20 protein-coding genes are annotated in these 20,502 nt (G+C 64.6%); 10 read left to right on the forward strand and 10 right to left on the reverse strand.

Annotated features, from left to right (window positions below; translation table 11 throughout):
* The first annotated feature begins 57 nt into the window (after positions 1–57).
* The 6 genes from ACN0X7_RS15735 (at position 58) to ACN0X7_RS15760 (ending at position 4,867) form a co-directional block, all read left to right on the forward strand.
* On the forward strand, positions 58–933 hold the full coding sequence (locus ACN0X7_RS15735; RefSeq protein WP_417518961.1) for a DUF692 domain-containing protein: 876 nt from the start codon (positions 58–60) through the stop codon (positions 931–933).
* Complete coding sequence (locus ACN0X7_RS15740) at positions 930–1,694, forward strand: putative DNA-binding domain-containing protein (protein ID WP_417518963.1); 765 nt, start codon at positions 930–932, stop codon at positions 1,692–1,694. The genes ACN0X7_RS15735 and ACN0X7_RS15740 overlap by 4 nt, the downstream gene beginning before the upstream one ends.
* Positions 1,694–2,170 (forward strand): DoxX family protein, encoded by a 477-nt coding sequence (locus ACN0X7_RS15745; protein WP_417518965.1) that lies wholly within the window; start codon positions 1,694–1,696, stop codon positions 2,168–2,170. The genes ACN0X7_RS15740 and ACN0X7_RS15745 overlap by 1 nt, the downstream gene beginning before the upstream one ends.
* Positions 2,171–2,248: 78 nt before the next feature.
* Positions 2,249–3,118: an LLM class F420-dependent oxidoreductase gene (locus ACN0X7_RS15750; protein WP_417518967.1), complete on the forward strand. Its 870-nt coding sequence runs from the start codon at positions 2,249–2,251 to the stop codon at positions 3,116–3,118.
* A 44-nt stretch (positions 3,119–3,162) separates the two neighbouring features.
* Entirely contained in the window at positions 3,163–3,615 is a 453-nt protein-coding gene (locus ACN0X7_RS15755) for a hypothetical protein (protein ID WP_417518969.1), read from the forward strand.
* A gap of 37 nt (positions 3,616–3,652) precedes the next feature.
* Complete coding sequence (locus ACN0X7_RS15760; protein WP_417518971.1) at positions 3,653–4,867, forward strand: MFS transporter; 1,215 nt, start codon at positions 3,653–3,655, stop codon at positions 4,865–4,867.
* Here ACN0X7_RS15760 and ACN0X7_RS15765 read toward each other — a convergent pair.
* From ACN0X7_RS15765 to ACN0X7_RS15775, 3 genes are all read right to left on the reverse strand, one after another.
* Positions 4,836–5,762 (reverse strand): L-threonylcarbamoyladenylate synthase, encoded by a 927-nt coding sequence (locus tag ACN0X7_RS15765; RefSeq protein WP_417518973.1) that lies wholly within the window; start codon positions 5,760–5,762, stop codon positions 4,836–4,838. The genes ACN0X7_RS15760 and ACN0X7_RS15765 overlap by 32 nt on opposite strands.
* Entirely contained in the window at positions 5,747–6,319 is a 573-nt protein-coding gene (locus ACN0X7_RS15770) for a nitroreductase (protein WP_417518975.1), read from the reverse strand. Before ACN0X7_RS15770 ends, ACN0X7_RS15765 begins: the two co-directional genes overlap by 16 nt.
* Positions 6,320–6,406: 87 nt before the next feature.
* A complete protein-coding gene (locus tag ACN0X7_RS15775; RefSeq protein ID WP_417518977.1) occupies positions 6,407–7,159 on the reverse strand; it encodes an MOSC domain-containing protein in 753 nt (250 codons plus the stop codon).
* Positions 7,160–7,362: 203 nt separating this feature from the next.
* Here ACN0X7_RS15775 and clpB point away from each other — a divergent pair, with 203 nt between their 5' ends.
* Positions 7,363–9,996 (forward strand): ATP-dependent chaperone ClpB, encoded by a 2,634-nt coding sequence (gene clpB / locus ACN0X7_RS15780; protein WP_417518979.1) that lies wholly within the window; start codon positions 7,363–7,365, stop codon positions 9,994–9,996.
* Positions 9,997–10,061: 65 nt separating this feature from the next.
* On the opposite strand, the gene hisF is transcribed toward clpB, so the two are convergent.
* From hisF to hisB, 5 genes are read right to left on the reverse strand one after another with little or no spacing between them, the layout of a single operon-like run.
* Entirely contained in the window at positions 10,062–10,823 is a 762-nt protein-coding gene (hisF, locus tag ACN0X7_RS15785) for an imidazole glycerol phosphate synthase subunit HisF (RefSeq protein WP_417519004.1), read from the reverse strand.
* The gene (gene hisA / locus ACN0X7_RS15790) at positions 10,816–11,547 is read right to left on the reverse strand and encodes a 1-(5-phosphoribosyl)-5-[(5-phosphoribosylamino)methylideneamino]imidazole-4-carboxamide isomerase (RefSeq protein ID WP_417518981.1); all 732 of its coding nucleotides are present in this window, start codon (positions 11,545–11,547) and stop codon (positions 10,816–10,818) included. Before hisA ends, hisF begins: the two co-directional genes overlap by 8 nt.
* On the reverse strand, positions 11,544–12,101 hold the full coding sequence (locus ACN0X7_RS15795; RefSeq protein ID WP_417518984.1) for a GNAT family N-acetyltransferase: 558 nt from the start codon (positions 12,099–12,101) through the stop codon (positions 11,544–11,546). The genes hisA and ACN0X7_RS15795 overlap by 4 nt, the downstream gene beginning before the upstream one ends.
* The gene (gene hisH / locus ACN0X7_RS15800) at positions 12,098–12,739 is read right to left on the reverse strand and encodes an imidazole glycerol phosphate synthase subunit HisH (RefSeq protein WP_417518986.1); all 642 of its coding nucleotides are present in this window, start codon (positions 12,737–12,739) and stop codon (positions 12,098–12,100) included. Before hisH ends, ACN0X7_RS15795 begins: the two co-directional genes overlap by 4 nt.
* A gap of 4 nt (positions 12,740–12,743) precedes the next feature.
* Positions 12,744–13,343, reverse strand: coding sequence for an imidazoleglycerol-phosphate dehydratase HisB (gene hisB, locus ACN0X7_RS15805; protein WP_417518988.1), 600 nt, complete (start codon positions 13,341–13,343; stop codon positions 12,744–12,746).
* A gap of 129 nt (positions 13,344–13,472) precedes the next feature.
* On the opposite strand from hisB, the gene ACN0X7_RS15810 reads away from it, so the two are divergent.
* Entirely contained in the window at positions 13,473–15,131 is a 1,659-nt protein-coding gene (locus ACN0X7_RS15810; RefSeq protein WP_417518990.1) for a L,D-transpeptidase family protein, read from the forward strand.
* On the opposite strand, the gene ACN0X7_RS15815 is transcribed toward ACN0X7_RS15810, so the two are convergent.
* Complete coding sequence (locus ACN0X7_RS15815; protein ID WP_417518992.1) at positions 15,124–16,461, reverse strand: NAD(P)H-dependent oxidoreductase; 1,338 nt, start codon at positions 16,459–16,461, stop codon at positions 15,124–15,126. The two genes, ACN0X7_RS15810 and ACN0X7_RS15815, sit on opposite strands and share 8 nt — an antisense overlap.
* 122 nt (positions 16,462–16,583) lie before the next feature.
* Here ACN0X7_RS15815 and ACN0X7_RS15820 point away from each other — a divergent pair, with 122 nt between their 5' ends.
* Both ACN0X7_RS15820 and ACN0X7_RS15825 read left to right on the forward strand, forming a co-directional pair.
* Positions 16,584–17,774, forward strand: a complete 1,191-nt coding sequence (locus ACN0X7_RS15820; RefSeq protein WP_417519006.1) for an acetyl-CoA C-acyltransferase — start codon at positions 16,584–16,586, stop codon at positions 17,772–17,774.
* A gap of 51 nt (positions 17,775–17,825) precedes the next feature.
* Entirely contained in the window at positions 17,826–19,088 is a 1,263-nt protein-coding gene (locus tag ACN0X7_RS15825) for a hypothetical protein (protein ID WP_417518994.1), read from the forward strand.
* A 181-nt stretch (positions 19,089–19,269) separates the two neighbouring features.
* Here the strand turns inward: ACN0X7_RS15825 and ACN0X7_RS15830 are convergent, their stop codons facing one another.
* The gene (locus tag ACN0X7_RS15830; RefSeq protein WP_417518996.1) at positions 19,270–20,292 is read right to left on the reverse strand and encodes an aspartate-semialdehyde dehydrogenase; all 1,023 of its coding nucleotides are present in this window, start codon (positions 20,290–20,292) and stop codon (positions 19,270–19,272) included.
* Positions 20,293–20,502 lie beyond the last annotated feature (210 nt).

Genomic DNA, 20,502 nt, shown 5'->3' on the forward strand with positions numbered 1-20,502 from the left:
CGGCGGCCAGTCTGCCGCCCCCGGATTCCGATCAACCGGTAGCCACATGATCGCGCCATGCAAACCTCATTCACCAGTCTTCCGCCGACCGCCGGGTTCGGCTTGCGCCACCCCCATGTGCTGCAGGTCATAGACCGACCGCCCGCCGTCGACTGGATCGAGGTCCATACCGAAAACTACATGTCTCCGGGCGGCCCCCGGCTGCGCCAGCTTGAAGCGATCCGTGAGCGTTTTGCGGTCAGCTTTCACGGCGTGGGACTGTCACTCGGGTCCGTCGATGAGCCCGATCGTCATCATCTGAAACGCATTCGTGCGCTGGCTGACCGCTTCCATCCGGCTGCCATCTCCGATCACATCGCGTGGGTCCGCGCACCGCGCGCGGTCGGCGGTCAGAGCCTGACCGACCTGCTGCCCCTGCCCTGCACCGAAGAGGCCGTCGCCACGCTGGCTCGCAATATCGGCATCTTTCAGGACGCCATCGGTCGTGAAATCCTGATCGAGAACCCGTCGATGTATCTCGAATTCGCCGGTGCAGAGATGGACCACGCGGCCTTTGTCGCCGAGACCGTTTCCCGTGCCGGATGCGGCCTGCTGCTGGACGTGAACAACATCCATGTCAGCGCCACCAACCTGGGCTTCGAGGCCGAAACCTACCTGGATGCCATGCCGTTCGACGCCGTCGGTGAAATTCACCTGGCCGGACACACCGAACGCGAAACGCCGACAGGTACGCTGCTGCTGGACGATCATGGCAGCCGCGTCCGCCCGTCCGTCTGGACGCTGTATGAAGCGGCCATCGCCAGAACCGGGCCTGTGGCGACACTGGTGGAATGGGATACCGATATTCCCGAACTCGACGTTCTGCTCGACGAGGTAGCGCAGGCCCAGTCGCGCCTCGACGCACTTGGTCCGGACGCCCGGCTTTCGGCATGAGCCGCCTCGCCGACATGCAGCGCCGGTTTGCCGAGGGCGTATCGGGCGATGCCGCACCGGTCCTGGATCTGATCCACGATGATGGGCGTCAGGCCGACCGGTTCGAAATCCATCGCAACAACACCTTTGCGTCGCTGAAATCCGTGCTGGCGGATGCCTTTCCGGCCGTCCAGACCGTGCTGGGCGAACAGATGTTCCAGCGTCTTTCGGCGGCCTTCGTGCGCAACCTGCCCCCGCGCATGAACCATCTGCTCGACTACGGGTCGGAACTGCCGGACTTCATCCGCCGTTCGGAACCCCTGTCGGCCTGGCCGTTCCTCGGCGACCTCGCAGCGCTGGAGTGGGCCGTCAACGCGGCCTACGGCGCGCCCGACGCGGCATCGCTCGGGCCCGACGACCTTGCGGGCCTGCCGCCGGAGGAACTGGTGGCGCAAAGCCTGCCACTGCTGCCTTCGGCATCTCTGATCGAATCCGAATGGCCGGTTCACGCCGTCTGGATGGCACCGGAAAACACGGTCGATATCGCGCCCCGCCCACAGCACGTTCTGGTCATCCGGCCCGATGTTGACGTGATTGCGATCCCACTTGATCGCCCGGAGCATGTATTTCTGACAGCCCTGATGTCCGGGGCTTCACTTGGCGAGGCTGCAGTTGCGTCCCAGTCCGCCGATCCCGCCTTCGATCTTCAGGGGGCGCTCGCCCGCCACCTGGCAGGCGGGCATTTCGCCAGAACTCCGAACCCCGAAGAAGGAGAACCATGATGAGCGCAACAGAAAGCCAGAGCGGGCCGGGCGGCCTGATCGGCACCTTCGCCGGACTGTTCGCAACAATCGAGAAATTCGGCACGCCGCTGATCGATCTGGCCATCCGGATCATGATCGCCCGCGTGTTCTGGCTGGCCGGTCAGACGAAGATCGCCGACTGGGAGAACACCAAGCTGCTGTTCGAGTATGAATACATGGTGCCCGTCCTGCCGCCCGAGATCGCGGCCTATTTCGCGACCTTCTTCGAACTGGGCATGCCCATCCTGATCCTGTTCGGGTTCCTGACCCGGTTCGCGGTGCTCCCGCTGTTCGTCATGGCGCTGGTCATCCAGTTCGTGCTGGGCGCGGCCAACCCGGCCTACAGCAACCTGGAGCATTTCTACTGGATGATCCTGCTGGCCTATCTGTTCATTCACGGCGCCGGCAAGATCTCGGTCGACCACCTGATCGCGAAGCGCCTCGGCATCCGCTGACCGCGAAACCGCTATCCTGAAACGACGCCGTCGGTCACCATGACCGGCGGCGTCATGATGTCAGGGGAGTGCACCACGATGAAATTCGGCATGAGATACTGCAACACGTCGGCCTACACCGACGCGGCGAAGGCGGTCGAGCTGGCCGAGGCGGCCGAGGAAGCCGGGTTCGACAGTCTCTGGACGGTCGAGCACACCATCGTCCCGAAGGACTACCAGCCGAACTATCCCTACGCGCAGGGCGGCAAGATGGCGGGCGGTGCCGAGGATATCCCCCTGCCGGATCCGCTGATCTGGATGGCCTATGTCGCCGCCCGCACATCGACCATCAAGCTGGCGACCGGCATCCTGATCCTGCCGCAGCACAACGCCGTGCATGTCGCCAAGCAGGTGGCGACGCTGGACGCCCTGTCGAACGGGCGGATCATCCTGGGCATCGGCGTCGGCTGGATGGAGGAGGAGTTCAGAGTGCTGAACGCCAACTTCGCCGAACGCGGGCCACGCACCGACGATGCGATCCGCGCGCTGCGTGTGCTCTGGTCGGACAGTCCCGCCGAGTACCACGGCACCCATATCGATTTCGATCCGCTCTATTGCGAACCCCGACCGGTGAACCGGCATGTGCCGATCATCGTCGGCGGTCATTCGAAGGCGGCGGCGCGGCGGGCCGGACGCCTGGGCGACGGCTTCTTCCCGGCGCGTGATGCCCCCGCCGATCTGATCGCGCTGACAAAACAGACGGCAGCAGAGGTCGGACGCGACCCCGCAGAGATCGAGATCACGGTGTCCATGCCGGACGACCCTGCTGAACTGAATGCGCTGGCTGCGGCGGGCGTGGACCGTGTCGCCGTCCCCGTGACATCCATGGCCGGACTGAACACCGCGATCACAAGCCCGGAAGACGCTCTGACGTGGAAGCAGCGCATCGCCGATTTTTCCGGAAACTGAAGAAACCGGGATACGCTTTGCGTCAGGGCGGCCAGTCTGGATGCATGGAACGACATCACGCACCGCTACTCAGCTTCGACCTGCCCGATCCGAAACAGGTCTGGCTGGTCGTATTTCTCGATCCTCCGGCCGCGCCGCCCGGTGCGCCCTGGCGCAATCGATTTCTGTCACGGGCGCTGACGCTGTTGCGCCCCGGATTTCGCCACGTCCTCGCCGTTTCGCCGCTCGGCGACGGAAAGTGGCTGATCTGCAATCCGGGTTCGTGTTTTCTGGGGCTGGGTGTTGCGGAAAGCCATCAGATCCTGCCGCCCATCAGGCGCGGGATCGGCAACGGTACCGCCCGCTGCCGTGTCTTTGTCGCCGGCAGGCCCGAGCCGTGGCAGGTGCGCGGGCTCTTCACCTGCGTCAACGTCGTCGCCCATCTGGTCGGCATGAAAACCCGTCCCTTCATGACCCCCCGTCAGCTTTATCGGCGGATGGCGGCCATGCAGGGGTGACCGGTGACCCGGCGCGACGAACGGCTATGATCGCGCCATGACCGACGGACTTCTCAGCACCGCGCCAGAGCGCAAGGGCCCCCATCGCGGCTGGGTGGTCACCGGTGTCTGCTTCCTGATGGCGGTGTTCGGCTGGGGCACGGTGTTCTACGGCCACAGTCTCTATATGTCCGCGCTGAAGCTGGAGCACGGCTGGACCACGGGACAGATCTCCGGTGCCATCACCTTCTTCTGGATCGTCGGCATCCCGATGACCGTCACCATCGGCAGCCTGATCGACCGTTTCGGCCCGCGGCTGGTCACGGCGACCGGTGCCCTGCTGGTCGGGACCAGCGTGATCGGCCTGGGTCAGGTGCAGGCGTTGTGGCACGTCTATGCCTGCTTTGCCCTGATGGCGATCGGCTATCCCGCCGTCGGTGCGGTCGGGATCAGCGCCACGCTGGGCGCATGGTTCGACAAGGGTCTCGGCATCGCCATGAGTTTCGCCCTGACCGGTGCCAGTGTCGGGGCCATGCTGATCGTGCCCGCCATGGCGCGCATCACGGAAACCGACGGATTCGGTCAGGCCGCTCTGATCATGGGCGGGGTGACCATGGCGGTCGTGGCGCCGCTCTGCCTGCTGTTCATGTCACGGCCCATTGTCGACACGATGGTGCCCCAAACGTCGATCCCAGCATTGAAACATCTCGGCGCGACCGCGCGCATGCCGATGTTCTGGGTGATCGCGCTGGCGTCGGGCATCAGTCTGGCCGCACAGGTCGGTTACCTGTCGCACCAGATCCCGATCCTGGAGGAACGGCTGTCGCGTACCGACGCCGCCGACGCAGTGGCGATCACCGCCGCAGCCGGAATCATCGGGCGCTTCGGCCTCGGGTTCCTGGCGGAGCGGTTCGATCTGCGCGCCATCGCCATCGTCGCCTACCTGCTGCAGGCTGCGGGGATCGGCGCGCTCAATCTGGTCGATGACGGATACTTCCTGTATCTCGCCTGCGCCTTGTCCGGCTTCGTCGTTGGCTGTCTCGTCATTCTGCCGCCGCTGTTCATCCGGCGCTGGCTGGGGGCGGACGGATACGGCAAGAACTACGGCCTGCTCGCGGTCTTCGCCTATCTCTGTCAGGGCCTCGGCCCGGGATCGATGGGCCTGATCCATGACTTCGCCGGGGTATACGAACCGGCGCTGTGGTACCTGGTCGTGCTGCTGCTGGCGGCGGTGGCGGTGATCACGCGTCTCGGTCCGCCGCCGCGCGTCTGAGCCGGTCGTTGATCGCCCGGCCCAGCCCTTCTTCCGGGACGGGCATCACGGCAATGCCCGCGCCACCCGCCCGATCCAGATCGTGCAGCATCCGGAACAGATTCGCCGCCGCTTCGGTCAGATCGCCGGACACGCTGAGATTCGGTCCGTCGGGCGCATCGGGACCGAAACCCAGCAGAACTTCACCCGCCCGTGCCGAATCCGCATGCAGACGCACGGGCTGACGGGGGGCGTAATGGCTGGCGAGCATGCCGGGACTTTGCGGTGCTTCCGGATCTTCCGCCGGGTGAGCGAGTGGCCCGCAGACCGCTTCCAGGGCCTCCACGGAGACCCCGCCGGGACGGAGCAGGACGGGTGTGCCATCGAAAATGCCGACCACCGTCGATTCCAGACCGACCCCGCACGGACCGCCGTCGAGGATGACATCGACCCGGTCGCCCAGCCCGTCCTTCACGTGACCCGCCGCTGTCGGGCTTAGTCTGCCCGAGGGGTTGGCGGACGGGGCGGCCACGGGCACACCGGCCGCTTCGAGCAGTTCGGTGGCCAGCGGATGCGCCGGGACCCGAACCGCCAGCGTTTCCAGCCCGGCAGAACACAGAAGCGACACCGGACACCCCGGCAGACGCGGCAGCACCAGCGTCAGGGCACCGGGCCAGAAGGCCGCCGCCAGACGGTCGGCCAGCGGGTCGAACGCGACCAGACGCCTGGCCCGTTCGGCATCGGGCAGATGAACGATCAGGGGATTGAAACTGGGACGGCCCTTGGCTTCGAAGATCCGCGCGACGGCCCTGTCATCGGTCGCGTCCGCACCCAGGCCGTAGACCGTCTCGGTCGGGAAAGCGACCAGCCCGCCCCTGCGCAGCGCGGCGGCCGCTTCCGCTACGCGCCGGTCCATTCGCTGACATGGTTGCGCCAGTCGGCGCGGCGCGGCCCGGCGATCTCCCGCTTCGGGCGTCCGACATAGACGAAGCCCAGCATTTCCTCATTCTCGCCGACCCCGAGTGCTGACAGCACGTTGGCATCATAGGCCGGCGCGCCGCTCAGCCAGATCGCGCCAAGGCCCTGCGCCTGCGCGGCAAGGATCATGTTGTATCCAGCCATGCCTGCGGTCAGCACCTGCTCGATCCGGGGGGCTTTCGGGTGGTCCGGGGTGATCTTCGCGATGATGGCGATCACGACCGGCGACCGCAGCGGCTTCAGCCGGTCCTTCTCGACCTTCGCCGGATCGATGTCCGGATCGCGCTGCCGGGCCGCCTCGGCGAAGATGTCGCCAAGCTTCTCCCGCGCCGCCCCGCGAATGGTCAGGAACCGGTAGGGATTCAGATTGCCGTGATCCGGCGCGGTCATCGCCGCCTGATAAAGCTTCTCCAGTTCGGCGTCCGAGACAGCCTCATCGGTCTGCAGCTTCGGGCCGATCGAGACCCGGCTGGCGACAAGATCATAAGCAGTCATTCCGTTTCCTCCTGCGCGGGACCATCGTGAAGGGCCGTTCGCGATGCAGATGGGGCGAAACATCCTCGATGGAAGTCATTCTTGCGATCAATTCGCAAATTCGTCGCCCTCCGCGATCTCACCGCCCTCAATCACTTCGGCGAAGACCCCGCAATCCATGTGTCCGAAACCGGACTGCAACACCTTGGGGATCTGCATGTCCCGCTCACCCGTGTCGGGATCGACATTGGTCGCCGCACAGCGGTCGATCCGGGCCACGATCCTCAATCGCGCCGCGCCGATCGAAAACTCTTGCCCGATCCAGTCGAACTCCGCCCACGCGTCCGGCCCGTCTATATAGAGGTTGCCCCGCATCCGGCGGTGATCCACCGGCGCGCGTGCCACCCGTTCGATGTCGCGCAGGGTTTCCAGGTTGATGATCGACAGGAGCGGTTGTTTCGCGTCACTGAAGGTCGTGCCCGGCGCGGTGACGATCCTCGGCGGCGACTGCAGATCATCGCCCAGATAGGCGGTCAGGAACTGCTCGATCAGCGTGCGCCCGATGGGTTGGGACAGGTTTCCCCTTGCGACCTGGCGTCCCTGCCGTTTGAGCGTCAATACCTGCTCGTCCAGATCGAACTCGGTTTCCAGTGCAGCCAGCTTCGGGCAGTTCTTCAGCTGTATGCAGTCGCGCCAGCCGAGGTCGGCCACATCGCCGCCCCGCTCCATCGCGGCCCCACGGGCGATGGCATAGGCCCGGTCGGACGGCAGCGCCTCGCCCTTTTCAAGCGAAACCCGCTCCAGAAACAGGGGACCGAGGCCCTTCACCGGCCAGGTCGCGATCTTGTCAATACGGATCATGGCGCGGAGAGTGTCCCGAACCGTCGGGAAGATCAAGAAATCACCTGTCACCATCTTGCAGCCCTGTGTCCAAATCACAACATGTTGGGAGCAGGATGCCCGGACGGGGTCCTGTGTAGTGTCCAGAGTTTGAAACGATCCCGGGACGACCGAAGGCGGGCCTCTGACGAGGACGCGGGCGGCGGGCCGGAAAGCGAGGGATCATGGAATTCGAAAAATATACCGAGCGCGCGCGGGGCTTCCTTCAATCCGCGCAGGGACTGGCCCTGAGGTCAGGCCATCAGAAGTTCACACCGGATCACATCCTGAAAGTCCTGCTGGATGACGAGCAGGGCATGGCCGCACGCCTGATCGAGGCGGCAGGCGGCGATCCGCGCAACGCGATGCAGCAGACCGAACTGGCACTGTCCAAGCTGCCGAAGGTCGAAGGCGCGGGCGCGGGCCAGCTCTATCTGGATCCGGCGACGGCCAAGCTGTTCGAGCAGGCCGAGGAAGCGGCGAAGAAGGCCGGCGACAAGTTCGTCACGGCCGAGATGCTGCTGATCGCGCTCGCCATCTCCGGCGAGTCCCTGAAGAAGGCCAACGTGAATCCACAGGCCCTCAATCAGGCCATCAACGACATGCGCAAGGGCCGCACCGCCGACAGCGCCTCGGCCGAGGACGGCTATGACGCGCTGAAACGCTATGCGCGCGATCTGACCGAAGCGGCGCGCGAGGGCAAGCTGGATCCGGTGATCGGTCGCGACGACGAGATCCGCCGCGCGATCCAGGTGCTGTCCCGCCGCACCAAGAACAATCCCGTGCTGATCGGTGAACCGGGCGTCGGCAAGACCGCCATCGCCGAGGGTCTGGCGCGGCGCATCGTCGATGGCGACGTCCCCGAGAGCCTGAAGAACAAGACGCTGATGGTGCTGGATCTGGGCTCGATGATCGCAGGTGCGAAATACCGCGGCGAGTTCGAGGAACGCATGAAGGCGGTGCTGCAGGAAGTTCAGGCGGCGGCCGGCGAGATCGTGCTGTTCATCGACGAACTGCACACGCTGGTCGGCGCGGGCAAGACCGACGGCGCCATGGATGCGTCCAACCTTCTGAAGCCCGCCCTCGCCCGCGGCGAATTGCACTGCATGGGCGCGACCACGCTGGACGAGTATCAGAAATACATCGAGAAGGATGCGGCGCTGGCGCGGCGTTTCCAGCCGGTGTTCATCGCTGAACCGACGGTCGAGGACACCATTTCGATTCTGCGTGGCCTGAAAGAGAAGTACGAGGTCCATCACGGTGTCCGGATTGCCGACACCGCGATCGTCGCGGCGGCAACCCTGTCGAACCGCTACATCACCGACCGGTTCCTGCCCGACAAGGCCATCGATCTGGTCGATGAGGCCGCGTCGCGCGTGCGCATGGAAGTCGACAGCAAGCCGGAATCGCTGGAACTGATCGACCGTCGCGTCATCCAGTTGAAGATCGAGCGGGAAGCGCTGACCAAGGAAACGGATCAGGCGTCGAAAGACCGGCTGGAAAAGCTGGAAGAGGAGCTTGAGGGTCTTGAAGAGGAAAGTCGCGCAGCAACGGAAGCGTGGGAAGCGGCAAAGTCGAAACTTGAACAGGCGGCGACGGTCAAGGAAGAGCTTGATCGCGCGCGCGCAGACCTCGACGACGCCAAGCGCCGCGGCGACCTCGCCCGCGCCGGAGAGCTGACCTACAGCGTCATCCCCGGTCTGGAAGCCAAGCTGAACGATGCGGAAGGCCGTTGCGCCCCGGCATCGGTCCGGGAATCGGTCACCGAAGAGGATGTCGCCATCGTCGTCAGCCGCTGGACCGGCGTGCCCGTCGACAAGATGCTGGCCGGCGAACGCGAGAAGCTGCTGGCGATGGAAAGCCGGATCGGTGCCCGCGTCATCGGCCAGGAGGACGCCATCGCGGCCGTCAGCCACGCCGTGCGCCGTTCGCGTGCCGGACTGCAGGATCCGAACCGGCCCATCGGTTCGTTCCTGTTCCTGGGCCCGACCGGCGTCGGCAAGACCGAACTGACCAAGGCGCTGGCCGAGTTCATGTTCGACGACGATCAGGCGATGGTCCGCATCGACATGTCCGAGTACATGGAGAAGCACGCGGTCGCCCGGCTGATCGGCGCGCCTCCGGGCTACGTCGGTTATGACGAGGGCGGCGCGCTGACCGAGGCCGTCCGCCGGCGTCCCTATCAGGTGATCCTGTTCGACGAGGTCGAGAAAGCGCATCCGGACGTGTTCAACGTCCTGTTGCAGGTGCTGGACGACGGTCGCCTGACTGACGGCCAGGGCCGGACCATCGACTTCAAGAACACGCTGATCATCATGACGTCCAACCTGGGCAGCGAGTATCTCGCCAGCCAGAAGGAAGACGAGGACGTCGAACTGGTCGAGGGTCAGGTCATGAACACGGTCCGCAACCACTTCCGGCCCGAGTTCCTGAACCGGCTGGACGAGATCATCCTGTTCCACAGGCTGTCTCGGCAGCACATGGGTGGCATCGTCGATATCCAGCTCGGTCACCTGGAGAAACTGCTGTCCGATCGCAAGATCACCCTTGAGATGGACGACGCGGCAAAGCTCTGGCTGGCCGATCAGGGTTATGATCCCGCCTATGGCGCGCGCCCGCTGAAGCGCGTGATCCAGCGCAGGCTTCAGAACCCGCTGGCCGAGGCCATCCTGAGCGGCGAGATCATGGACGGCGAGACCGTGCGGATTTCAGCCGGTCCCGAAGGTCTGACCATCAACGACAGGCTGATCGGAAACCGGACGGACAACCTGAGGTCCGGTTCAGACGGTCCGGAGGCACCTGCCGCCGCGATCCATTGAACCGGCTGACGAACAGCATCACCCCCGCCTCCGTGCGGGGGTGATTGCGTTTCGGTCCCTGTGCGTCAGACGATGCGGACCGGCACCCCGCGCTCGGCCATGTAGGCCTTGGTTTCCTGGATCGAATAGGTTCCGAAGTGGAAGATGGACGCGGCCAGCACAGCGGAAGCGTGCCCGTCACGCACACCTTCGACCATGTGATCCAGATTGCCGACGCCGCCGGATGCAATGACCGGAATCCCGACCGCGTCCGAAATCGAGCGGGTCAGGGCGATATCGTAGCCGGTCTTGGCGCCATCGCGATCCATTGACGTGAGCAGGATCTCACCGGCGCCACGGCGTTCCATCTCCTGCGCCCATGCGATTGCATCCAGCCCGGTGGGATTGCGACCGCCATGGGTGAAGATCTCCCATTTGTCCGGTCCGGTGGATTTCGCATCGATGGCGACCGTGATGCACTGGCTGCCGAATTTCTCGGCCGCTTCCGAGACGAATTCAGGACGATTGACCGCCGCCGTATTGATCGAGACCTTGTCCGCGCCGGCCAGCAGCAGCGCGCGCACGTCGGCCACTTCACGCAGGCCGCCGCCGACGGTCAGCGGCATGAAGCATTTCTCCGCCGTGCGTCCCACGACATCCAGCAGAATACCGCGCTTCTCATGGCTGGCCGTGATGTCCAGAAAGCAGAGCTCATCGGCACCGGCGGCATCATAGACCGTCGCCTGCTCGACCGGATCGCCCGCGTCCCGCAGATCGACGAAGTTCACGCCCTTGACGACGCGGCCGTCCTTCACATCCAGGCAGGGAATGATGCGCGCCTTAAGCATCGCCATTCGCCACCTTCAGGGCTTCGGCGGGATCGATACGCCCGTCGTAGAGCGCGCGACCGATGATGCAGCCCTCGATGCCCGTGCTTTCGAGCGCCTTCAGTTTCTGAATATCCGCGATCCCGGCCACACCGCCCGACGCGATGACGGGAATCGAAATCGCCTCCGCCAGCGCGGCGGTTGCGCTGGCGTTCACCCCCTGCAACGCGCCATCACGATCGATGTCGGTAAAGACAATCGCGGCGACGCCCGCGTCCTCGAACGCCTTCGCCAGATCGATGGCACGCATGTCCGACTGTTCGGCCCAGCCTTCGACGGCGACGCGACCGTCGCGCGCATCGATGCCGACAACGATCCGGCCCGGGTGATCACGGCAGGCCGCCTTCACCAGATCGGCATTGCGCAGCGCCATCGTGCCCAGGATGACCCGCGCCACACCGCTTTCCAGCCAGCCGTCGATTGCGGCGCGATCGCGGATGCCGCCGCCAAGCTGGACCGGCGCATCCGTCGCTGCCAGCGCCGCGGACACGGCCGCCGCATTGGTCGATCGCCCGTCGAACGCGCCGTTCAGATCCACCAGGTGCAACCGGCTGAAACCGGCTTCGGCGAACCGCCGCGCCTGATCCGCGGGATCGGGATTGAACTCGGTCGCATCTTCCATCCGGCCCTTCAGCAGGCGCACGCACTTGCCGTCTTTCAGATCGATCGCGGGATAGAGGTTCATTTGTTTTTCTTCTTCTTTCTGCGGTCCAGGACCTTCGAATAGAAATAGCCCGTGACCGGCTTCTCATCGACGATGGCATAGGCCTCGCGCTCGCCCCAGCGCACGAAGCCGTGCCGTTCGTAGAGCTGGATTGCCGCCTTCTGGGTTTTGCGTACATCCAGTTCAAGCTGGCTGTAGCCATGTTCCACGGCAGCCATCTCCGCTTTCCACAGCATGTCGCGGGCGAGTCCCAGCCCGCGCGCGCTGGGGGCGATGAAGAACGTCGTCAGGCGGGCGATATGGCCCTGCGCCTGATTGTGCCGCGACGGCCGGACAAGCTGCACCGAGCCGACCATCCGGCCATCCAGCCAGGCGACGAAAAGTTCGCGTTCGGGCATCAGCACGACACCCTTCCAGTAGGCTTCCAGCACGCTGCGGCGCGGCGGCTCCAGCCAGCCGAAGCCGTTGCCGTCGCGGATGGCGTCTTCCGTCGCCGTACACAGGTCCTGAAGATCATTCTCCTCGATCTTCAGAAGCAGTTCGATCGACGTGCTGTGTCCCTTCAGATCCGTCATGGCGACCAGGACAGGAAATTGCGGATCAGGGTCAGGCCGACGTGCTGGCTCTTCTCCGGATGGAACTGGGTTCCGATCATGTTGTCCCGCCCGACAGCGGCAACCACGGGGCCGCCGTATCCGACTTCGGCCAGTTGTGCCGACGGATCGACCCCCCGAAAGGCGTAGGAGTGCACGAAATAGGCATGCGGATCGTCACCAAGCCCCTGAAACACCGGGTGCGGCGTATCGGTCTTCAGCACGTTCCAGCCCATGTGGGGAATCTTCAGGGCCGGATCGTCGGGCGTGATCCGGTCGATCACGCCATCGATCCAGCCGAAGCCTTCGTGAACCCCGTGCTCCAGCCCGCGCTGTGCCATCAGCTGCATGCCGACACAGATGCCGAAGAACGGCCGGGCCTCATGCTCGACAAACTCGACAATGGCATCCCAGAGCCCGGGCACCGCCTTCAGGCCCTGACGGCAGTCTCCGAACGCGCCGACACCGGGCAGCACCAGTCGCTCCGCCGCGACGACGTCCTCGGGACGCCCCGAGACCGAGATGGCAGGGGGCCTGTCCAGCGTCGCCGCCTGCCGTTCGAATGCCTTCGCCGCCGATCTCAGGTTGCCCGAGCCATAGTCGACGATCACAACGCTCATGCGATCACAGGCTCCCGCCCAGTACACCCTTGGTCGACGGGACCGCATCCGACTTGCGCGGATCGATCTCCAGACCCTGCCGCAGCGCGCGGGCCAGCGCCTTGAAACTGCTTTCGGCAATGTGGTGGTTGTTCTCGCCATACAGCGTCTCGACATGCAGCGTGATGCCGCCCGCCTGGGCGAAGGCCTGGAACCATTCCTTGAACAGTTCGGTATCGAAATCGCCCAGCTTCGGGCGCGAAAAGGCGACCTTCCAGATCAGGTAGGGGCGGTTCGAGATATCCAGCGCCACCCGGGTCAGGGTCTCGTCCATCGGAATGAGCGCCGATCCATAGCGCGTGATACCTGCGCGGTCGCCCAGGGCTTCGGAAAAGGCCGTGCCGATGGCGATACCGACGTCTTCGGTGACATGATGGAAATCGATGTGCGTATCGCCTTTCGCGCGCACTTTCAGGTCTATCAGGCTGTGCCTGGAAAGCTGCTCCAGCATGTGATCCAGAAACCCGACACCCGTCGAGACATCATAGTTGCCGCCCCCGTCGAGATTCAGTTCGACTTCGATCTCGGTTTCCTTGGTGCGGCGTTCATAGCTGGCGGTGCGCATGGCGATGCCCTTCGATGCGGAGGATGGCGGCTCTATAGCAGCACTGACCGGTTCCGTTCAACGAAAGGCGTTGCAACGCCTGCAGGGCATGTCACCTTGGAGCAACAGAAACAGGAAGCAGGTCGCATCATGCGCTTTTTTCAGCCCATCAGGTTCTGCGCGCTGGCAATGCTGGTGTCGCTCGGTCTGCCGCCGACCGCCCGCAGTGCTGACCGGGACCAGATCGCACAGGAGATCCTGTTGCGGTCGGGCGATATCGGCGTCAACAGGCCTGTGCATGTCGAGAACCGTCCGCTGATCGAAAAGGCCATCCTGGATTTCTACGAAGCCCGATCTTGGCGGCCGATCTGGTTTGCCTCGTCCGACAGGGACCACAAGCGGCTGAAGGGCGCGCTGCGGATTCTCGCCGACGCCGGACGGGAAGGGCTGACTCCGTCCGAGTATGTGCTTTCGTTCACACCCGAGATGCTGGATGAACTGGACGACAGCACGCCCGCCGCCACGCTCGCGGCCATGGATATGGCAGCAACGGCACAGGTGCTGACGTACGCCAGGGACGTTTCGGTCGGACGGCGCGATCCGAACCGCACCGACCCGAACGTGTTTCTTCCCGTCCGCCCCTTCGATCTGACCGCATTCCTGCAGCGGCTGGCCGATCCGCAGGCCGAGGTGGCCGGCCTGCTCACCCGCATCGCCCCCGAACACCCCGAATATCAGGCACTGAAGGCCGCCCTGCCGCGCTATCGCGAGATGGCGGAAAAGCCGGTGGCACCCGTCCTCGCCGAGGGTCCGGCGCTGAAACCCAACGACAGCGGTGCACGCGTCGAAGCGCTGATCCAGCGGCTGGTCTACTGGGAGTTCCTGGCGGCCGAGCAGGCGGACGCATCCTCGATCACACCTGAAGTCGCCGGTGCACTGCGCCGGTTCCAGCGGCAGAACGGACTGGATGACGATGCCGTCGTCGGCGAAGCGACGCGGACCGCCCTGAACCGGACGGCTGCCGACCGCCTGCAGCAGATCGCCCTGAACATGGAACGCTGGCGCTGGCTGCCGGAAGATCTGGGCAAGCACCATGTGCGCGTGAACATCGCCGGATTCGAGACCATGACGGTTGAGTTCGGCAAGGTGACGAACCGGATCAGGTCCGTCGTCGGCAAGAACTACCGGATGACGCCGTCCTTCTCGGACCGGATCCTGTATATCGAGGTCAATCCGACCTGGACCGTACCGCCGAAGATCGCCGCGAAAGACCTGTTGCCCAAGATCAAGGCCGACCCCGATTTCCTGAAGAAGGGTCGCTATGAGGTCTATTCCGGCTGGACCGCGGATGCGAAACCGGTGCCGATCGACAGCATCGACTGGTCGCAGCTCTCCGCGACGAACTTCCCCTACAGGCTGCGCCAGAGCGCCGATCTGAACAACGCGCTGGGAGAGGTGAAGATCATGTTTCCCAACCGCTTCGACGTCTACCTGCATGACAGCCCGGCACGCAGCCTCTACCAGAAGGTGGTGCGCACCTTCTCGTCCGGCTGCGTACGGCTTGAAAAACCCTTCGAACTGGTCACCTGGCTGATGGCCCGGGGCGGCGGACCCGGCCCGGACAAGATCGACGAAATCCGCCGGAGCCGCGCGACCACCGTCGTCCGGCTCGGCACCCCGATCCCGGTACACCTGATCTATGCCACGGCCTGGGCCGACGAAGACGGCACGATCAGCTTCCGCGAGGACGTCTACGAGCGCGATGCACTGCTGGTCAGGGCGCTGGCCGGTCCCGGCGGACCTATCTGAACGCCGTTTCCATCTCCCGGCGGAAGGCGACCGTCGGGTCCTTGGCGTCGAAGTCCACATCGTCCCAGGTCACGAAACCGTCTTGGGGGATGTCCCGCTTCAGCTTCATGCCGTGCGCCAGACCCAGCGGCAGCACGCCGGCCTTCAGGGATTCATCGGCGCGCATCAGCTTGCCGTAGACGGTGAAGCCGCCTTCGCCGTCCAGCATCTCTCCGGCTTTCAGCTTTCGCTTGGCCGTTGCGGCCACATCGCCACGGAAATCCAGCGACTCACCCGTGGCTTCCCCGCGCAGCGCGACCGAGGCCACCGAGATACCCAACTCCAGCCCGATCAAGTGATAGGGCCGCCACAGCGCGCCGTAGTCGCCCGTGTCATCGACCACCAGCCCATAGTCGGAGAAGCAGTTCCGCACATATTCGTCGGGGGCCTTGAAGGTGACATAGGTGCCCCAGCGCAGATCGTTGGGCACCGGCACGCCGTCATGGGTCTCGCAGGAGACGACCTCGACGGTGCCTTCATGTTCCAGGATGCCGCCGACATTGTGCGGGCGCAGGATCGAGCACAGTTCCTCGACCGCAGCGGGCGGAAACCGAAGCCCGTGCGACTGCGGGGTCAGACCGCACGCGTTGGAGACCGCCGCCATCTCGATCGCCGACTTGGTACCGTCGAGGAACGAATTGAACATCTGCGGGTTCATGCCCGATGCCTTCGCGCGCTCCGGCGTCAGACCGTAATGGTCCCAGACCGTGTCCGGGGTGGAGCGATGGTAGACCGGACGGTACTTCGTACCTTTGCCCGCACAGACGACCTCCAGCCCGATGGCGCGCGCCCAGTCGACCTGCTCGGAAATCAGGGCAGGCTGATCGCCGTAGGCCATGGAGTAGACGACACCCGCCTCCTTCGCGCGGCGCGCCAGCAGCGGTCCGGCCAGCACGTCGGCCTCGACATTCACCATCACCACGTGGCGCTTGTGCTTGAAGGCCGCCAGCGCGTGGCGGATACCGACCGCCGGGTTGCCCGTCGCATCGATGACGACGTCCAGCCCGTCCGCTGCGATCAACGCCATCGCATCCTGTCCACACCATGTCTTGCCGGTCTTCAGGGCGTCGGCGGCATCCCGCGCGTCGATCTGCGCATCCGGCCAGCCGGTATGGCGGCAGCTTTCGGCAGCGCGCCCTTCCGCCATGTCGATCACGCCCAGCAGATGCATGCCCGGCGTCCGGCGGCACTGCGCCAGGAACATCGACCCGAACTTCCCCGCACCGATCAGCCCCACACGCACCGGCTTCACGGCCTCGTCGGCCTCGCGCAAAAGTCGATAAAGGTTCATGGCATGTGTCCTCCCCCTCAGGTTTCGGCCCGAACATACCACCCTTGCGGCGTCTGGGAATTGGTCAATGGGCGGTCCCTGCACTATCTTTCATCCAGCAACAGAACGTTTCCAAGAGGTTGATCATGAGCACCGATCCCATCGTCATCACAGGTATGGCCCGGACCCCCATGGGCGGCTTTCAGGGCGAACTGGCTGGGCAGACCGCCAGCGAACTGGGGGCTGCGGCGATCGCGGCGGCGCTGGATCGTGCGGGAGTGGACGGCGCGGATGTGGATGAGGTGATCATGGGCAATGTGCTGCCCGCCGGTCAGGGGCAGGCCCCGGCGCGGCAGGCGTCGAAAGGCGGCGGCATTCCCGACGCCACCGGCTGCACGACCATCAACAAGATGTGCGGATCCGGCATGAAGGCCGCGATGCTGTCCAACGACCTGCTGCTGGCCGGAGTGAACGATATCATGGTCGCTGGCGGCATGGAGAGCATGACCAACAGCCCCTACCTGCTGCCCAAGGCCCGCGACGGCTACCGGCTGGGCCATGCCGAGGTGAAGGATCACATGTTCCTGGACGGGCTGGAAGATGCCTATGACAAGGGCCGCCTGATGGGCACCTTCGCCGAGGATTGCGCCCAGCATTACCAGTTCACCCGCGAGGCCCAGGACGAATATGCCATCCGCAGCCTGAAACGCGCGCAGGCCGCACAGGCCGAGGGTGCGCTGACCGGCGAGATCGCCGCCGTCACCGTGAAGACCCGAAAGGGCGAGGTCACCATCGATTCCGACGAACAGCCGCGCAATGCCAACCTCGACAAGATCCCGCAACTGAAGCCCGCCTTCCGCAAGGACGGTACGGTGACGGCGGCGAACTCTTCCTCGATTTCCGACGGCGCGGCGGCGCTGGTGATGATGCGCCAGTCCGAGGCCGAGAAGCGCGGCCTCACGCCCCTGGCGCGGATCCTGGGCCACACCAGCCATGCGCAGGAGCCGGCATGGTTCACCACCGCGCCGGTGCACGCGATCACCAGGCTGTATGACAAGCTGGGCTGGACCGACGCGGACGTCGATCTGTACGAGATCAACGAGGCGTTCGCCGTCGTGCCCATGGCCGCGATGAAGGAACTCAGCCTGGACGCCGAGAAGGTGAATGTGAACGGCGGGGCCTGCGCCCTGGGCCATCCCATCGGCGCATCCGGCGCGCGGATCATGATCACGCTGATCAACGCGCTGCAGACACGTGGCCTGAAACGCGGCGTCGCCGGCATCTGCATCGGAGGCGGCGAGGCCACGGCCATCGGTCTCGAACTGGTGAACTGACGCAGCGTCGGTTAATCTGTCCCCCGGGCGTTTTCTGGCTGGGGGGCCATCATGTCGATCATCAGACTTTCCGTCCTGGGGGACGGGATCTACGCGCCCGATTCCGCGGGCAATCTGGACTATCGCGACTACAGCGCACAACGCGGCGCGGGACAGCGCGGCACCGGCAAACTGGGCAAGATCGAACGCCCGGCCATGCCCGATGACAGCCATCCGCTGGCACGCTATCTGGCGCGCAGCCTTGCCATCGAGGCGGCGAACCTGCCCGCTGACAAGCCGGTCACGATCATGGTGCACGGGTTTCAGTTCGACCCGGCAATGACCGTGGTGCGCCCGCCGCACCATCACAAGGCCGACAACCCGCACGCCCGTGTCTATCACTTCGAACCCACCGACGAAGTGACCGAGATGCGCCACCATTCCACCAGCTGGCCGGTCGGGCTGGGCTATGCCGACGGTGACGCCGGCGCGGAAGGCCTGTGCATCGCCTTCGGCTGGTACTCGAACCCCGGTTTCTTCTCGTCGCTGTTCGACCACGGGCTGAATTTCTACGCCAAGGCCTATCTGGCGGCGGAAGATACAGCCTGGTATCTCGCCATGGTTGCGGAAATCGTGACGCGGTTGCTCGATCGACCGGTGGATATCTTCTGCCACAGTCTCGGGTCCCGCGTGGTGATCCGCGGACTGGCGCAGTCGGCCGCGCTGGCCATGCCGGATACGGTCGTCGGCACACCGACGCCACAGCCCGTCCGCGACAGCCTGACCGCGATGCTGAACCGGCTGGACCGCGTGATCATTCTGGCCGGGGCCGAGAAGGTGCTGGAAGGGCAGTTGATGATGCAGCGGCTGAACCTCTGGCAGATTGCCGACGTCCCGAACCGCCGGGCCCCGCATTTCTACAACATCGTCAGCCGCGAGAACGACGTGCTGGACAAGCTGGGCGAGAATTTCGGCCCGACTGCCGCCGGTTCGAAACAGGTCGTCGGCCACAACGGGCTGGAGAAACGCGATCCGCTCTGGGTCGACATGCAGTTCGACGACCCGGACGTCGCGCGCTGGTTCAACGATCGCGGCTTCGTCATCAGCGGCGACAACGACTCATCGATCTTCGCTGTGCTGGATCACTGGATCCACTACACCTGGCGCGAGAACATGCGTGTCTATACGGACATGCTGCGCAATCGCGACGCCTGGAAACTGGGCGATCTGAAAGTCATCAACGCGATACCGGGCGGGCGCATCTTCGACCGCGTGCACCTGATGCGCGGACCGTCATCCCACGCGCCATGGGAAGTCGACCTGCCCGGCGGTTAGAGCCGTCACTTCTCTGGCAGAATCACCGACTCTCGGACTGTCACCCCCGTATTATCCGGGGGCCTTGCTGCATCTCCGGCACGCGCGCCGTTCGCTTGGTCGTCCGTTGCCCCCGCACGCAGGTGGCGATGACAGCCTGTGCGTTTGACGGTCGCCGTTCCCAGTCGCTGTCAGATAGTTGTCAGGCCGCCTTCTTCAGGAAGCGGGTGCCCAGCGTTTCGGCGATCTGGACCGTGTTCAGCGCCGCGCCCTTGCGCAGGTTGTCGGAGACGACCCAGAGGTTCAGACCGTTCTCGACCGTCGAATCCTCGCGGATACGGCTGATGAAGGTCGCATAGTCGCCCACGCAGTCGATCGGCGTGATGTACTGGTCGTCCTCGGGGCGGTCGACGACCATGCAGCCCGGTGCCTCCCGCAGCAGTTCGCGGCATTCGTCCGCCGACAGCGGCTCTTCCAGTTCCAGATTGATCGCCTCGGCATGGCCGACAAAGGTCGGCACGCGCACGCAGGTCGCGGTCAGCTTGATCTTCGGATCCATGATCTTCTTGGTCTCGACCATCATCTTCCATTCTTCCTTGGTCGAGCCGTCGTCCAGGAACACGTCGATATGCGGGATGACGTTGAAGGCAATCTGCTTGGTGAACTGCTGCGGTTCCTTCGTCTGATTGACGTAGATCGACTTGGTCTGGTCGAACAGTTCGTCCATCGCCGCCTTGCCCGCGCCCGACGTCGACTGGTAGGTCGAGACCACGATGCGCTTGATCTTCGCCCGGTCGTGGATCGGCTTCAGCGCCACGACAAGCTGCGCCGTCGAACAGTTCGGGTTGGCGATGATGTTCTTCTTCGTGTAGCCCGCCAGCGCGTCGGCGTTGACCTCGGGCACGATCAGCGGGACATCGGGGTCCATGCGGAAGGCCGACGAATTGTCGATGACGATGCAGCCCTTCGCCGCGGCCTTCGGTGCATATTCGGTGGCGATGGAACCGCCCGCCGAGAACAGGGCGATGTCGGCGCGCGCGAAATCGAAGTCGTCGAGGACTTCGCATTTCAGGGTCTTCTCGCCGAAAGTGACCTCGCGCCCCCTGGACCGCTTGCTTGCGACCGCGATGACTTCATCGGCGGGGAACATGCGTTCGTCCAGAATGTTCAGCATCTCATGGCCCACATTGCCAGTGGCGCCCACGACGGCGACGCGATAGCCCATCGGAATATCCTTCTGTCGATAGTCTGAAACCGGCCGATCCGCCGGGAAGCCGCTACATACGCCTCCACCCGGTCCGAATCAAGAAACCGGACACGCGAAACCTGCCCGGGCGGTTGCCTGCGCCGCTATGAACCTAGAGCGTTTTTCGTTTTCATGGAATCACCATGAAAACGAAATAACGCAACTCGCACAGGTAGTTGCCATTCTTGA

Origin of the sequence: Minwuia sp., from assembly GCF_048263705.1 — a bacterium.
Taxonomy (GTDB): Bacteria; Pseudomonadota; Alphaproteobacteria; order Minwuiales; family Minwuiaceae; genus Minwuia.

Coding starts and splice junctions, on each gene's coding strand:
- ACN0X7_RS15735 (WP_417518961.1), top strand. CDS start 58: ATGCAAACCTCATTCACCAGTCTTCCGCCGACCGCCGGGTTCGGCTTG.
- ACN0X7_RS15740 (WP_417518963.1), top strand. CDS start 930: ATGAGCCGCCTCGCCGACATGCAGCGCCGGTTTGCCGAGGGCGTATCG.
- ACN0X7_RS15745 (WP_417518965.1), top strand. CDS start 1,694: ATGAGCGCAACAGAAAGCCAGAGCGGGCCGGGCGGCCTGATCGGCACC.
- ACN0X7_RS15750 (WP_417518967.1), top strand. CDS start 2,249: ATGAAATTCGGCATGAGATACTGCAACACGTCGGCCTACACCGACGCG.
- ACN0X7_RS15755 (WP_417518969.1), top strand. CDS start 3,163: ATGGAACGACATCACGCACCGCTACTCAGCTTCGACCTGCCCGATCCG.
- ACN0X7_RS15760 (WP_417518971.1), top strand. CDS start 3,653: ATGACCGACGGACTTCTCAGCACCGCGCCAGAGCGCAAGGGCCCCCAT.
- ACN0X7_RS15765 (WP_417518973.1), bottom strand. CDS start 5,762: ATGGACCGGCGCGTAGCGGAAGCGGCCGCCGCGCTGCGCAGGGGCGGG.
- ACN0X7_RS15770 (WP_417518975.1), bottom strand. CDS start 6,319: ATGACTGCTTATGATCTTGTCGCCAGCCGGGTCTCGATCGGCCCGAAG.
- ACN0X7_RS15775 (WP_417518977.1), bottom strand. CDS start 7,159: ATGATCCGTATTGACAAGATCGCGACCTGGCCGGTGAAGGGCCTCGGT.
- clpB (WP_417518979.1), top strand. CDS start 7,363: ATGGAATTCGAAAAATATACCGAGCGCGCGCGGGGCTTCCTTCAATCC.
- hisF (WP_417519004.1), bottom strand. CDS start 10,823: ATGCTTAAGGCGCGCATCATTCCCTGCCTGGATGTGAAGGACGGCCGC.
- hisA (WP_417518981.1), bottom strand. CDS start 11,547: ATGAACCTCTATCCCGCGATCGATCTGAAAGACGGCAAGTGCGTGCGC.
- ACN0X7_RS15795 (WP_417518984.1), bottom strand. CDS start 12,101: ATGACGGATCTGAAGGGACACAGCACGTCGATCGAACTGCTTCTGAAG.
- hisH (WP_417518986.1), bottom strand. CDS start 12,739: ATGAGCGTTGTGATCGTCGACTATGGCTCGGGCAACCTGAGATCGGCG.
- hisB (WP_417518988.1), bottom strand. CDS start 13,343: ATGCGCACCGCCAGCTATGAACGCCGCACCAAGGAAACCGAGATCGAA.
- ACN0X7_RS15810 (WP_417518990.1), top strand. CDS start 13,473: ATGCGCTTTTTTCAGCCCATCAGGTTCTGCGCGCTGGCAATGCTGGTG.
- ACN0X7_RS15815 (WP_417518992.1), bottom strand. CDS start 16,461: ATGAACCTTTATCGACTTTTGCGCGAGGCCGACGAGGCCGTGAAGCCG.
- ACN0X7_RS15825 (WP_417518994.1), top strand. CDS start 17,826: ATGTCGATCATCAGACTTTCCGTCCTGGGGGACGGGATCTACGCGCCC.
- ACN0X7_RS15830 (WP_417518996.1), bottom strand. CDS start 20,292: ATGGGCTATCGCGTCGCCGTCGTGGGCGCCACTGGCAATGTGGGCCAT.